This is a genomic window from Microbulbifer maximicatervae (SeqCode) (genome assembly GCF_056231245.1).
Genome location: NZ_CP174334.1, coordinates 3,295,833 through 3,310,059, shown reverse-complemented (window position 1 = coordinate 3,310,059; position 14,227 = coordinate 3,295,833). Strand labels below are relative to the sequence as shown.

Sequence of the window (14,227 nt, the reverse complement as noted above, 5' to 3'; positions counted from 1 at the left end):
CCAAGATGAGTTGGAACCTGAGGAATTTTGGGGGTGTTTAATTATTGTTTACGTTGAAATACCCAAAGGTCGGGTAAATGCCATCTTCATAACATGTATCTAAAACATAAAAACTAGCTTTTTTTCCGGCAAAAAATGCCGCGGTTAATAAGCTTAAAGTTTCTTGGCCATTTTTGGCATCTTTACTCCAGCGTATCGAATTGCTGCTGCAGCTATCTGGGCCAACTTTTTGATCCAGGTAGACATAGCAGGTAGCGTTATTCATGTGGCAGCCTACCTTGTTAATAGTGGCATCGTCAGACATGCCCGCAGCGAAGGCGCCTTTTGATAAGGTCATCACAATTAATGCAATCAGAAATTTGAGTTTCATGGAAGCCTCCAATTTGAAGTGTTGTTATCATAGCTTCTGAAGGATATAGAAAGTTCTATAAATAGCAAATTTTAAATCTGTATATTTTTGTATTATGCGAAGTTGCGATTTGAGTCATATACTTTTAACCAGAGCATTAGGTCATACTTGGTATGCAGGTGCCAGGTTGTGGGTGTTGTGAGATGTATATCTCAGTAAGGCGCTGAAGTAAAGGCGGTCTTGGGTAGGTGTTTGATTCTAGATCTAGAGAATAAATATATACGGCTAATATAAATGAGATACATTTTAATATCTGAGGAATGCTTGAGTAAGGGTGTGCTAATCCTGAGTAAATTTTTAGCAGGTTTATTTTTAAAAATTCCTGAGGCTAAAGTTAAAGTTTTATGTTGTGTGAGATGTTTTCGTTTGGGCTCTTTGTAATTTATAGATGGAACGTTTGTTTTATGTTTTACCTGCTAAAAAAGTATGACTGCAAACTTCTAAGTAAATACAGCTTTTAATCTCTACCAAATAGAGGTGTAGGTGGGGCTGTTGAACGTGTGTCGAAAGATTTATTTTAAAATGATTTGCGGTAGCTTTTTGTTTTGTCGTACTATTTTGGGGTGACCTCTTTTAGAGCGGTGTTGGCCTAATAGAGTTAACGAAATATTAGTAACTTTCTCCTTGGTGAGCGTCACTTTGTCGATGTGAGAATAAAATTTGTACGGTTTGGGATTGGGAAGTTTATGTTGAAGAGTATTAAGAAACTACCTTTTGTTGGGAGCCTGTTGCTTGCTTTGATAGGTGGTGCTGTGTCGGCTCAAGAAGAGATGACGGCCGCGGCTGACTTGAAAGAGCCTGAATTGCTTATATTGCATGGAGAAATTGCTACTCCAATAATTATTCCGCCCGGAAATGTTGTGCCTGATCATATAGAGGCATTTGGTTTTTATCACTCAGGTAAGTACGTCGATTATATTTCTGAGGTTGCTCCTTTTTCTACGTTCATTAACCTCCATTGGAGTAATGTGGATGAGAAGTTAGCCGAGGCCAAAAGACATGGGGTTAAAGTGTGGGTGGAGTTAGGGCCTATCTTTTTTAATACGAGTTCAGGTCATACTAGGCAGGAAGATTACCTTGAGCTGTGGGAGAGTGCCAAAGAAAAATTAAAGCCATACGAAGATATTATCTATGCATTAGATCCTCTGGATGAACCCTTCAATCGGTCAAGTATGAGCTATGGAGAGGTTAAAGAATATTTGGATGAAATTGGTCTTATTTTGATGCGGGACTTTCCCGATGCATATAGAGCTTTAACTTTTACAGAGAAAAGTGTTGAAGAGATATTGTTTTGGCAGCGTATTGTAGGTTGGGATCCTATCAATCAGGTTTGGGAGTTTAGTGAGTATAGTGAATATATGCCTATTAATTACAATTTGTTTGGGGTGGATAAGTATAAAGGCGTCAACTTTCAGGGCGGAATGACTGACCTTTTGAGAGAAAATGTAGAGAAAGTAAGGGAACATACGGGCGCTTTGCAAGATGCTAAATTTTACATAATCCCTCGTGCATTTATGACTGACAACACAACTTATGGCTATCTTACGGAAGAGCAATTGATAACAAGAGCTCAGCAAGCTTATGATCATGCTGTAAGGAATGAAGATGTGATCGCCATTTATCCATTTGCTTGGCCTGAAGTGTATGCAAGTAAAGGGACTCTTTATGGGCCGCGTTATGTACCAGAAGTAGAAGAGCAGTACCGAAAAATTGGTAAAGCGGTTAAATTATTTCGAGATTAATTGATACTCTATGCAGGCTTTGTTGTTTTAAGTGTTGCATAGAGTATAATTTTCATGTTTTTGCCTTCACAATTTTAAGATCCTTACAAATTGATGTCTATATTATTTGTTAGGTATGGGTTGTCAAGTTAATTTTTCTGGCTTGATGGTGTATGTGTTTGTATTTTTAAGGCTGATAAATTTTCTATTTTAGGGGTGGGCTTAGTGGTGGTGATATTTATCGTTACGTCAATTTTTGAAGGGCCTTTAGTGCCTTTTAGATGCCAGTGATTTTTATGATATTTTCGATTTGGCGTTGGTAAATATTTTTTGGGAAGTTTTGAGTTGGTAGGAGAGGCCTGCCGCCATTTAGCTTTTCTAAAAGCGTCATTTATTTTAATTCCAGCCTCCATTTCGGAGGCTGGGGAACATATTACTCTTCATTCCAGATTTGAAGGGAGATTAGCTCCGCACGAGAGGTGCTACAAGTATCTTCTACGTAAACCTTGACGGGCTTTTGGGCCATTTGTGCAGCTAGTGCGATAGATAATATATGGTCCATCATCGCATTGTTATCTTTGCTAACAAAAACACTCCAGCCCCATTCGCAGCCTGGATTTGTTCCATCGTAAGTTATTTCTCTGTCGAACTTTATCACGATGCCATTTTTACCCCATGCACTTTCAATCATTTTAATGTAGAGTTTATTATCTGATTCAGATTGCACGCCGGCCTGGGTAAACATCGGTAGTAAGCAAATAAAAAGGGTTATTATTACTCTCATGCTTTGAAGTCCTTGCTTGAATTTGAAAGTCTGCGAAATATACTCTGTTTTATAGTTATTTCAAGGTCTTATAAATTCTGGAGAGGGTTGTATACTTGTGTTTGTAATCCTGTAAGGTAGCCTTTTGGATTGCTTATTTAGTTCGTGTATTACTAGAGGGTAAGATAAGTTTGCAGGAAAGAATATTTTCTAGGCGATACTTTGGGCCTAAATAATCTTTCTATTTCTTTGTTGTGCTCTGGGTTTATAACACTGCCATGATTTTCATTCTCAAATATACGCTTTCTTAAGGTTAGGCTGTTGTGGTTACGAGACTTCGGTCTTTTTACTAGTTGATAAAAGACTTTTACTGCACAAGTTGAAACAACTTCACTGCAAGTCTCCTCGCCACCAATAAATACACGCTTTTTCCCGAATCGGCATTGCGCACTTCATAGACTAATTCACTCAGTATTTTCTGGGGTATGAGAGAGTGAGTGCTACGTTATTCCATCATTGCACTGTTGTTAGTCGGAATGGAGGTTGTAGGCTCAGCAGTTTCATCATTGTTAATTTGCGGTAGGCACTAAGAGTACTTTTTGTGTTTTTCGAGGTGGTAGTCTACTTTTCCACCTAAAAAAGAGCTCTTCAGGGGATTGTGGTGGCTGCTGAATAGCAACTTCTGCGGTGTAGCCAGATAGTAACACCATAATGAATATGTGCTGTTTCCGCTACTATATTTTTTTCGTTTCCTGTGGTTTTAAAGGTTAATTTTTGTTAGGATGCCGCGTCAATTTTTAAGTTGCTGGTTAATTATTATACTGGGCTTAATAAGTGCTAAGTAATTGTCCAATACTGTCGGGGCGGCTGAAAAATTTTGTTTGTTAGAAGCTAAACGATATAGAGAGTTAAACCGTACGGTATCAAAGGTTATTTGGGGCTGAAAAGTAGCAGCTACTAAAGAAAGATTTAGCATTCATTATTGGGGATTACATGAAGCTCAATTCAAACTATTTAGTTCAAACTATGCTAATGGGGCTCGCCCTATTTGGTGGTGGTGCATATTCAAGTGCGTCCACTATTACACCTAGCAGTATTCACTCTAGTGAAATTTCATTAGTTGATAATGAGAGTGTTGATACACTACGTGTCAGGCCTGCTAATTCTAATGGAATTTCTTGGAATCAATTCAACACCTTCTCTGTATCCGGGCAGCCACTGCAATTATTAAATATTCCCGGATTGCTAGAGGATTCTACGCCTGTTGAGGCGGCTTCCTTAATTGTAATTATCGCTGATCGTATAAGCCTAAGCGGCCTCGTAGAAGTAATGGGGGCACCAGCAGATGTATTGTTTTTATCCAAGGATGAAAACGGTAGTATTAGCTGTCTGAACTGTAGTTTTAGTAATATTCCTCGAATCACTATGGCCGCTGCTCAGCCGTCAAAGACAATTAGTGATGATGTTGCAGATATTGGCGAGCTAACAGCCACCAGTGGCTCCATCAGTCTTTCAGGGATGAGCGCTCCGGGAGCATTGTTGGTAGAAACCCTATCCGATGAGCTATTCATTAGTGGAGCCCTAGATATTCACCAGCCGGCCAGTAAGGATAGTAATGGCCTTATTCCTGATGAAAATGGTAATTACCTACTGGGAACAGGTCTGGTAAATGCCATGGCTGGCGACATAAGCTGGAATTATGATTTACAAAAGATAGAAAATATTATTCCGAAATCTGGGGCGGTATCCCAGACGCTGGAAGGATCAATTAGGGCTGCGGCTGTCAAGCTCACTACCGCAAATTGTTTAACACTTGATGCTGAGATTGATACCACCTCTGATTTCTTATCATCAGTACGTTACCAGAATCAGGTTGTGCTCTCTGGAGAGTCTGTAGAGGTACAAACTTTTGGAGTATGTGACACGACTGTTACGGAAGATATGACCAGTAATGGTGATATTACTATCAAGTCCAATGGTTCGCTATTGTTTCCTTCCTCAAATGTGAATATTGAGGGTAAGGGCGTAACGGCAATTGCAAATGGGCGACTTGAAAACAAATCTGAAGTTTTTGCACATACGCTTAAGGTTGCCTCCGATGAAATTGTGAATTTCGGCCTGCTGGAAGGGGGAAGTACTTTATCGGCGTGGGCAGACAATAATGTCTACAATCAGTTTGGAGGTAAAATTACCGGAGGAGTTGTAGACGTACAATCTCAAAACGGTTTTGTAAGAAATGGCTCTCGCACTCCTTATCTGCCAAATGAATCTTCCGTAGATGACTTGCTGACATTTTATGCTGGCGATTTAACTTTAGAGAAGCCGGAAACCTCTGAATTTGGCACCTATTATCGATCTGGGATAAATGTAAGTACGACGAGTAATTATTCACAGCCTTCAGATACATCCGCTCATATTATTGGTGAATATGTTCGGATTAAAGCGAAGGGGGTCGAAAATATTAACCCCTACTGGGAGAAAGTTTCTGACGATAAGACTACTGTTCTCCTGAGAAGCCTGGTAAATCAGACCACTATTTCAGGCGAAAATGGTATAGAAATTCAAGCCCAGAATTACCTGTTAAACTCATCAGCGGTATTGCGACTAAATAAGGGTAGTGGAACTCTTAAATTAGAAGGTAAATATATCGTTAATGAGCGATATAGAAACTTAACTCTTTTAGATCAGACTTATTACACTATCTTGGATGGTAATACTACAGAAAATATTGAAACCTACGAAACCAGGGCGTATACATATTCCCCACCAGGGATCATAGTATCACTAGGTGATTTAGAAACCTATGCTACAGCAGGGTTGGTGAATAACGCCGCTTATTTAGAGGTTTATGGGCAAGCACTATTTGATACACCTGTCGTTCATGATTATGGTATCTCGCATAAAGCAATTAGCAAAGAAACTACCACGACAAAGGTTTATTTGTGCGAAGATTTAAGAGGTCCGGGAACAGTCTTTGTTCCGTGCTCCGGCAGTGATGATTATGTGCCGGTAATGTCTGGCAATGAAATTGTTGTTGCTGAACCTAAAGATGCTGACTCACTATTTTTTGTGCATGGGAATGTTAAAGGTAGTGGCGAGTTTGAAAGTATAACTCACAATACTTTTGATGGTTTTAAAGAGGTTGCTGTATCTGATTTGGTTATAAAGTATAGCCCAGATGGTTGGAATAATTATGATGATGTCCTAATGCCTAGTCAGCCAGGTCAATCCTCGAATGTTAGCCTTTATGAGGTGAATCATGTATTTGAACATTCTAGTAATCTGACCAATGATACCTTACAAATTTTCTGGACCCACAATTGGGATGTCGAACTTAGGGCAAATGAACAAGTACAAGGAATTATTGGGTCAAATTCTGAAGATAAAACTGAAAGTTTTTCCCTTTTTGAAGTGATTAAAGATATGTTTGAGTCACTTAGCAATGTGATTGCTGATTTTCTAAATGAATTTGACTGGTGGAGTTAAGGGCTTAAAAAATAAGATGAATCAAGAAAACACCACTGTCACCAGTTGTAAAAAGAGAATAGGGATGCGCTTCTTTACCCACTTGGTCGCTTTCTGTTTCCTGTTTCAGACAATGCTACCGGCTTATGCGGGAGCTTTGTCATCAGGACAAATTCAGCAGGTTCTGGATTCCATTGCGGAAATTGAGTTTTCTACCACTAGTGGTAGCTATCAATATACGGCGGCGCCTTATATTGATACATCCGTTCAAGATGGATATTCCAACATCCAGGACTTTTATAAAAGACTACGGGATGAACATATTGAATCCTTAGGGTCGCCTACCTATGTACCTATTGGGGTGGGAGATATCACTACGATCCTCCCAATTTATGATAACCCAAAGTTGGTAGGGGACAGCTTTGTACAGTCACGATATGTTAGAGATCAAATACAAGAGCTTCTGGGTAGGCATTTAATTGACTCTGATAGCGCCTACTTTAAGGATGAAACCAGCCAGTTAAAGACCTTGTATGACAATGCGTTTCTCTACGCGAAGTTAGCGAGTACGATAGAGATTTACGGTGATCCAATTTCGGAAAGTAAATTTGATCGCGAAAATAGCCCTTACGATATGGTTTGGCCAGAGCGCCGGGTCATCCACGGAGAAACAGTAATTGTCCCTGTTGTTTATTTGACAGAGCAAACAATTGCTGAACGACGAGTGACTGATCATAGTGTTGGTTTTAATAGTAATGTTAGCTTTAGTCGTATCAATATTCAGGATGTTGATATCAAGCTTGGCCGTGAAGCATTCCTAAATGTAGCCGGTGATTTTGTAGCACAAAATAGCAGTGTTAGTGGCTGCGAGCTGGATATAGTAGTAGGTGGATCACTTCGTTTACTATCAAGTCAAGTTGATGCGTGTGGCAATCTAACAATTGCCGCTAACAGTATTGAAGCTTCTACCCTTGTCCACCGTTATGATTTTGGTAATGAAACGGGGGGCTTCTTTGGCGAGGTGACTTCGATATCTGCGAGTGGTGATTTACTAGTTCGCAGTAGTACGAATATCATCTTGCAAGGCGTTACAGTGAGTGCTGGAGATCAGCTAACTTTTGCGGCGAACGGCAATATATTTATAGGTGCACAAAATATTACCTCTAGTTTTGAAGGGGGGCAGGGTGGTTGGTATGTCCGCCGATCAGGAGTTAGCTATCTGCAGTCAAAACTAACTGCGGAAGAAACCATTCAACTGATTGCTGGGGGGCAAATTGTTCTGGATGCTGCAGAAATTGTTAGCGATCGGGGACATATAGAATTACTTGCGGGCTTGGGTATAACTATTGAGGATGAGCTGGAAACAGTTCAGTCCTTTAAGAAGGGGAAGTTTGGTAAGCGTAAAATAGAGGAATCCATTTACCAAACCATAGCCATTCGTTCTTTACTGGATGCAGGAAAAAATATCAGATTGCACAGTGATTTCGGTGATATCACATTAAGAGCTGCTGATATTAAGGGTGGCCTGGGAACCGAGGTTAAAGCTGCAGGGGGTAAAGTTAACCTGCTGATGACAACTGAAACCGATCATTACACCTATAGTTCGGTTAAAAAGGGGCTGTTTACAGTAACAACGAAAAATAAAGGCCATATCAAGGAGACTGGTGTACCTAATACCATTGTGGGTGGTTTTGCTGTAGAGGCTTTAGGTGGAGTTTCAGTTGAGTATGAGGGGAATCCTGAGCTATCCCTTGATGAGCAGATTGCGGAGCTGTCTAAATTTGAAGGTATGGAGTGGATGGCAGATGTCCGAGCATCTTCACCTGAAGTAGATTGGACAGCTATTGAGCTTCAGTATGAAACTTGGAAAGAATCTAATACTAGTATTACCCCTGCTTTTGCAGCTGTAATAGCAATTGCAGTTGCTTGCGTAGCTGGCCCAGCAATTGGTAGCTTTGTGGGAGAGTTTGGTGGTGTAGCTGTATCTGCAGCAATTAAAGCAGGTATGACATCGTTTGTTAGTCAAGCAACTCTTGCCGCAGCTAACGGTCTTGTGAATGGTGATGTGGGTGGGGCAATGGAAGACCTTGCCTCCAGTGACACCTTAAAGAGCTTAGCAGTGGCAATGGTTACGGCCGGCGCAATTGCCCAAATCGATGCGGCTATTTTTGATATTGATACAGAGTCTGTTAATGAAGCAGCGACAGCAGCTAAAGATTTGGCAGAAGCTGGAAATGCTACGCAGGCTCAAATTCAGGCCGCAGTTGATGCGGCAATAAAAGAAGCCTCGACTCTTTCACTGGAAGCGCAGCTAGTTCAGACAGTTACCCATGCTTCAGTGAATGCCGGTATTGAAACTGTAATAACCGGGCAAAACTTTGAAGAGAGTTTTATGCTGTCCCTCGGTCAGTCAGCTGTGAATTCTATTGGCAAGCATATGGCAAATGAAATTAAAGCCAATTGGGATGGGCCAAATGCAACTGATCTTGATACCACTATCAAATATATTGCTCACGCTGGCGCCGGATGTATTATCGGTGCAGCAAAATCAAGTTTGAGCAGCAATAGTAGTCAGGAGGGGTGTCAATCTGGCGCTCTTGGAGGAGTCGTTGGAGAGCTGGTCTCTGATGTGCATAAAAGCCAGTCGCAGATTGCTGACGATGTGGCAAATTTGGAGAGATTTCTAAAGGATAATGGATTAACTGATCCTAGTATGCTTACACCGGATCAGCTAGAGCAGTTTTCAAAGCTAGATGTCTCTGCTACCGTTAGTGAACTATTGGAGTTACGTAGAGATGGTATTAACTTAGCTAAGCTGGGAGGCGCTTTAGCGGCATTTATTAGTGGTGCCGATGCATCTCAAGTCAATATTGCTGCTTTAACGGCTGAAAACGCCGCAGCAAATAATTCTCTATATTTACTGCCTCTTGCCTCAGAGATGTTAAATGTAGTTGAGCTCGTTTCTAATAATGAAAGCTTGTATCAATTATACCTGGCATGGATCTCTGGAGATGAATATACATTTCAATTGGCCCTGATGGTATGGGGTGGAGAAGATCAAGAGAATCCTACTTTCTGGGATAGGATTAATATTTTTTCAAGATATAATCTAAAGAAAGAATATGTACGAAGAATGAGTGTCTGCCCTAGTACAAGCCTCACACAAACCTGTGATGGTCGTACTATTACACCAGAGATGGCTGAGACTTTTTCGGAGCTTGTAGGAGGCACGCTTGGAGCTGTGACTCCGGGTGAAGCTGTAGTGCTATCCGGTGAAGCTCTTCTTGCTAAATTAGCATTACAAAAAAGTAAACCGCGATGGAAAGGCTCTTCAGATAACGTAGAACTTCCTAATGGTAGCGCTATTGAGGAAACTGTCACCGTTAGACGAGTACAGGGAGGAACAGATCCTGACCTTAATAAGCAAAGTAAGTTTTTGATCGCTGTAGATGACACAAATAATGCGATAATCAAAAAAAATGAAAGGCTAAATGTAAGCATCGGCGATGATTTACATGCTGATTATTTTTTATCCAAAAGACCTGGTGCTGAGATTGTTGAGTTTCAGATTCCTAAGTGGATGGATGATTTTATTGAAGAGTCGGCACTGCCTCAACTGAATGCCAGTAGCAATCCACTGTATGATAAGCTAATAATACCATTGAGAAATGACCCGACTACTCCTGGCCGCTCGTTTGAGTTCCCACCTATTTGGGCCTCTTGGCTGGAAGAGGTTGCTATTCCTGGGTCCGCAAAGATAGTTAAGGAGCATGATTAGGAATGTCACTTCAAGAAAAGATTGTTGCAGTTGTAAAGTTTAAGGACGAAATCTCTTACTATAGGAGCAAGCGTGCAGATTGGATTCTGGATTTGAATAAGTTGAGACAAGCTTATATCGATGCGGGTTACTCTATGCCGGAGCTTGATGATTCAGATAGGTTTGGTATCCACTCTATTGCAGATAATAATTTTGAATTATTTTTGCAAAAGATGGAGCCGAAGAAGATTCAAAAAGACACTCTTAGCTTGCTTCTTGCGAAAAAATTTCCTTCTGCGCATTCATGGTGGGATGTTGGTGAAATTTTTCCGACAATTTTTGTCGATTTCGACCGCAAGGTGGTCGGCGCATTCTATTATGAGGGAACCAAAATGGAGGTTTATATTCCGAATGAATGGAAGGGAGAGTTTATAGATTTTTCAAATGATTACCCTGAAGAGGTATTCCCAAAATCTGAAAAATTTTGGATAAAAGGTGATTCTGATCTCTTGCAGATATTGAATGAACGAGGCCGCAGTAAATAAGTTTGTTTATTTGCCTATTCAAAGATATTGTTTGGTGTCGTTACGGTGTATTGCGGTGGTTGCTAGAAAGCAACTACCGTAATAATTTCTGAAGAAAGATCTAAATATATGTTTAAAATTAGAGGCCATTCGCATAACCGGTAGTAGGGTGTGTAATAGTTCGGGCTTGATTTAACGGGATGTCCTCTGAAAGACAGATAACTATTAAATCAAGTCGAAACTGTTGGTAAGAATTTTTTCAGTTTATTTTTAAAATTTCCACCTTGCCAGGTCTCGCTATTCAGCACAGTAAGGCTATAAATTGAATTATTTCTCGCTTCAAATTTGTAGGGATGTCAGTTCAGCGCGTGAATAGCTGCAAGTATACTCTATATATCATTACGGAATTTTGAGTATCTGTGTTGCCAAGACAATGAATAACATCTGACCCATAATCTTACTATTCAGGCTGGAAAAATTGCCTTGGGATCATTCATGTAGCCTGGATCTGTAGCGTTATATGTAGTCTGTCTATCAAGATTGATAACCAAGCTATTATCCTCCCATCCGGTTTTAATTCACTCAATGTAGAGCTTGTTGTCTGATTTTGGCTGTACCCCTGCCTGTACGAAGGCAGATAAAAAGCAAGCAAAAAAAGTTATCTAAAGCCTTGGTTCGATAGATGTCTTTTAGGAAAGTATGCCCAATTTCTGTGCTGACTGGACTTGAGCATAGGGCATAATAGGTTCATCTGTGAAAGATTTAGTTAGTCTTTCTGAATTAAAGAAAAATACTGAATAGGCAATTTTTCATTCAAGTGCTATCCAACAAGGTATGAGAAATTGTCTATAAATTAGGCTGACGGTATTGTATCAAGTGTTATTCATTCCATACTCGTATAGAGATAAGTTCAGGTCTTTGATTGAAGCAATCATCCTTAACATATAGTGTGACAGGTTTGTGAGCCATTTGGGCACCCATGGCTAATGATAAAGTCTCACTGTGTAAGTTATCCTCATTAACTTTAATAACCACACTTCTTGTCCATTCGCAATTGGGGTCTGTACCGCTATAAGTAATAGTCCTATCGAATCCTATTGCCAGTGTGTCTTTACTCCAGCCGGTTTCTATCCATTCAATATAAAGCTTGTTGCTACTATCGGATGAAACTCCTGCGTAGGTTAATGTGGGTAATAAGCTGGCGAATGCTATTAAAAGTCTTTTCATTTTTAATCCTGAGGGGAGGGAGAATTATGGAGGGGGAGGAATATACTTAAACAAAATTATTTTTCAAGCTCTTACTTATCCTGAATCAAATAGACAGCTCTTAGAAGGAATATTTCCTAGGTAATACACTGGTCTTAAATACCTTTTCTATCCCTCGATCATAACCTGGATTAACAACACTACCGTGATTCTCGTTATCAAATACACGTTTTCTTAGGGTAAGGCTATTGTAGTTACGGGACTTAAGTCTTTTTACTAGTTGAGAGAAGTCTTTTACTGCGCAAACTGAGTCGATTTCACTGCAAGTCTCCTCACCACCAATAAATAAATACACACTTTTTCCTAAATCGGCATTGCGTTCTGCATAGGCCAATTCACTATCTAAAATTTGCTTATCGGCCCACCAAATACTGGGGCTTCCAATGATATATCGGTCAAAGCTATTGGTGTGGTTAAAAAGAGCATGGAGAGCCAGAAGCCCACCCAGGGAATGGCCCACTAGGGTTTCGTCTTCTTCGTTACCTTTAAAATTATTATTGATAAAGGGTTTGAGTTCCTCTTCGATAAACTCAAGAAAGTGATCGGCGCCTCCACCTAGTTCAGCACCTTTGATCACACCAGGTACGGGGGTGAAATCCATTACTCGCTGGGCGAAATTCGGACTGTCAAAAGCGTGGGAGATACCTACCAGAATTACAGGGGGCATTTTGACATTGCCAAACTCATCGGGAACCTGTTCCTGAAGAAGGTTAGGGGCTGTCATAGGGAAATGCAGAAAGCCATCGGTCATATAAATGACTGGATAGTGATCGGTGTTTTCCGGGGTGTACGAGAGAGGCAGCATTATGTCAATAACGTACTCACGCTCTAGTAAATCAGAGTAAAAGTTGTAGGACAGTATCCCCGGGCGGGTGAAAGTTGTGGGTTCGGCACTGCCGGCTGCTGCCAGCTGGCAACAGGCACTAAGAATACCTATCACTAATAATCTAATTATTTTCATTGCTATCCCTGAGGGGCGCTGAAACTTACCTGTTATCGCCCTGCTTACTAGAGGTATCTATATGGAAGCCTAACAGATAGATAAAGGGAATCGCTAGCTGGGGAGGGGGTTACTGCCGCAGGAATCACTCTGCATGGCAAGTTTTTGCCCAAGAAGTGGTCGTGATCACAGAAATAGGGATATTGCGCGTGGGAACCACGTCCACTGAAAAGAGGATGGCAGGAAGGGGATGTCCCCTCCCAGGTTCAGGCAATGACGTTTTTACTGTTGTATAGGTGCTGGGCCATCCGTAGGGAGCCGACTTCACCGGATCTTCCCACTAGTTTTGGTGCAACGATATACCGTTCAATATTACTTTCTGAGACTTGGGGAAAGTAACCACCGGCTAAGGCTAGGAATTTTTGTCTTACACGGTTGAATAGGTGCGCCTGTATCATCACTCCACCCCCCAGTATGATCCGCTGTGGTGAGTAGCAGCTGGTAAGGTTGACACACATAGTGGCCAGATACTCCGCCTCCAGGTCCCAGGCCGGATGATGTTGTTCGAGGTGTTGGCCACGCAGTCCCCAACGCTCCTCTATCGCAGGACCTGAGGCCAGTCCTTCAAGGCAGTTGTTATGAAATGGGCAGTTGCCTTTAAAAGAATCCTTTTGGCTGTCTCTAGGCATCAACATATGCCCAATTTCCGGGTGCATAGATCCATTGATCAGCTGCCCGTCGATCATAATGCCGGCGCCGATACCGGTACCGATGGTTACGTAGACAAAATTCTTTACATCTGTAGCGGCGCCGCAGAGGTGCTCTCCAAGGGCGGCGCCATTAACATCTGTATCGAAAGCAACTGGTACCGACAGGGCTTGGCTGAAGTAGCCAGCCATATTGGTATTGGACCAGCCAGCTTTAGGTGTTTGGGTGATATAGCCATAGTAGGCGGATTCTGGGTCCAGGTTTACCGGGCCAAAGCTGGCTATGCCCAGCGCAGAAACAGTGCCGTGGCGCTTACTGCTTTCGTGAAAAAACTGAGCGACCTTGGATAGCGTATGTTCTGGATCGGTGGTTGGGAAGCTGGCTCGCTCACGGATGTCATTAATCCCAGCAGCTACCACACAGTTAAATTTGGTACCACCGGCTTCAATTCCGCCGAGCAAGGTATCTACCGCATTGCCTTGCATTTCCATCCTAATCCGCTCCCCGGGTTACATAAGTTATTCGTATTATCAGTTGATGGTTGCTGAAATTACACTACTGATAGTTTATAGCTGGTTATATTGTTTCTGAAAGAAAAAACCGAGCGCCGGTGGGGGCCAGACGCTCGGGGTTTGCAAAGCTATGGGCAGAACTGCAAACCACTTACTAGAGTA

At 41.5% G+C, this 14,227-nt stretch carries 10 protein-coding genes; 4 read left to right on the top strand and 6 right to left on the bottom strand.

The features are described 5' to 3' along the window. Positions 1–37: 37 nt before the first annotated feature. Positions 38–370 carry a hypothetical protein gene (locus ACJJIS_RS14395; protein WP_444932660.1) on the bottom strand — a complete coding sequence of 111 codons (333 nt, stop codon included), beginning with the start codon at positions 368–370 and terminating at the stop codon, positions 38–40. Positions 371–1,095: 725 nt separating this feature from the next. Between ACJJIS_RS14395 and ACJJIS_RS14390 the strand changes: the two genes are divergently transcribed. Continuing rightward, the gene (locus tag ACJJIS_RS14390) at positions 1,096–2,151 is read left to right on the top strand and encodes a hypothetical protein (protein WP_444932662.1); all 1,056 of its coding nucleotides are present in this window, start codon (positions 1,096–1,098) and stop codon (positions 2,149–2,151) included. A gap of 128 nt (positions 2,152–2,279) precedes the next feature. On the opposite strand, the gene ACJJIS_RS14385 is transcribed toward ACJJIS_RS14390, so the two are convergent. Together ACJJIS_RS14385 and ACJJIS_RS14380 are read right to left on the bottom strand one after the other, a co-directional pair. Next, on the bottom strand, positions 2,280–2,543 hold the full coding sequence (locus ACJJIS_RS14385) for a hypothetical protein (protein WP_444932663.1): 264 nt from the start codon (positions 2,541–2,543) through the stop codon (positions 2,280–2,282). Positions 2,544–2,563: 20 nt separating this feature from the next. Beyond that, a complete protein-coding gene (locus tag ACJJIS_RS14380) occupies positions 2,564–2,914 on the bottom strand; it encodes a hypothetical protein (RefSeq protein WP_444932664.1) in 351 nt (116 codons plus the stop codon). Between the two features lie 972 nt (positions 2,915–3,886). Between ACJJIS_RS14380 and ACJJIS_RS14375 the strand changes: the two genes are divergently transcribed. From ACJJIS_RS14375 to ACJJIS_RS14365, 3 genes are read left to right on the top strand one after another with little or no spacing between them, the layout of a single operon-like run. Beyond that, positions 3,887–6,379: a hypothetical protein gene (locus ACJJIS_RS14375; protein ID WP_475708394.1), complete on the top strand. Its 2,493-nt coding sequence runs from the start codon at positions 3,887–3,889 to the stop codon at positions 6,377–6,379. Continuing rightward, positions 6,357–10,136: a DUF637 domain-containing protein gene (locus ACJJIS_RS14370; protein WP_475708393.1), complete on the top strand. Its 3,780-nt coding sequence runs from the start codon at positions 6,357–6,359 to the stop codon at positions 10,134–10,136. Before ACJJIS_RS14375 ends, ACJJIS_RS14370 begins: the two co-directional genes overlap by 23 nt. Before the next feature lie 2 nt (positions 10,137–10,138). Next, positions 10,139–10,660, top strand: a complete 522-nt coding sequence (locus ACJJIS_RS14365; RefSeq protein ID WP_444935423.1) for a hypothetical protein — start codon at positions 10,139–10,141, stop codon at positions 10,658–10,660. 858 nt (positions 10,661–11,518) lie between these two features. Here ACJJIS_RS14365 and ACJJIS_RS14360 read toward each other — a convergent pair. From ACJJIS_RS14360 to ACJJIS_RS14350, 3 genes are all read right to left on the bottom strand, one after another. Beyond that, complete coding sequence (locus ACJJIS_RS14360) at positions 11,519–11,866, bottom strand: hypothetical protein (protein WP_444935424.1); 348 nt, start codon at positions 11,864–11,866, stop codon at positions 11,519–11,521. A 100-nt stretch (positions 11,867–11,966) separates the two neighbouring features. Further along, entirely contained in the window at positions 11,967–12,866 is a 900-nt protein-coding gene (locus ACJJIS_RS14355; RefSeq protein ID WP_475708392.1) for an alpha/beta hydrolase, read from the bottom strand. Between the two features lie 245 nt (positions 12,867–13,111). Beyond that, positions 13,112–14,044 (bottom strand): ROK family protein, encoded by a 933-nt coding sequence (locus ACJJIS_RS14350; RefSeq protein WP_475708391.1) that lies wholly within the window; start codon positions 14,042–14,044, stop codon positions 13,112–13,114. Positions 14,045–14,227: the final 183 nt, after the last annotated feature.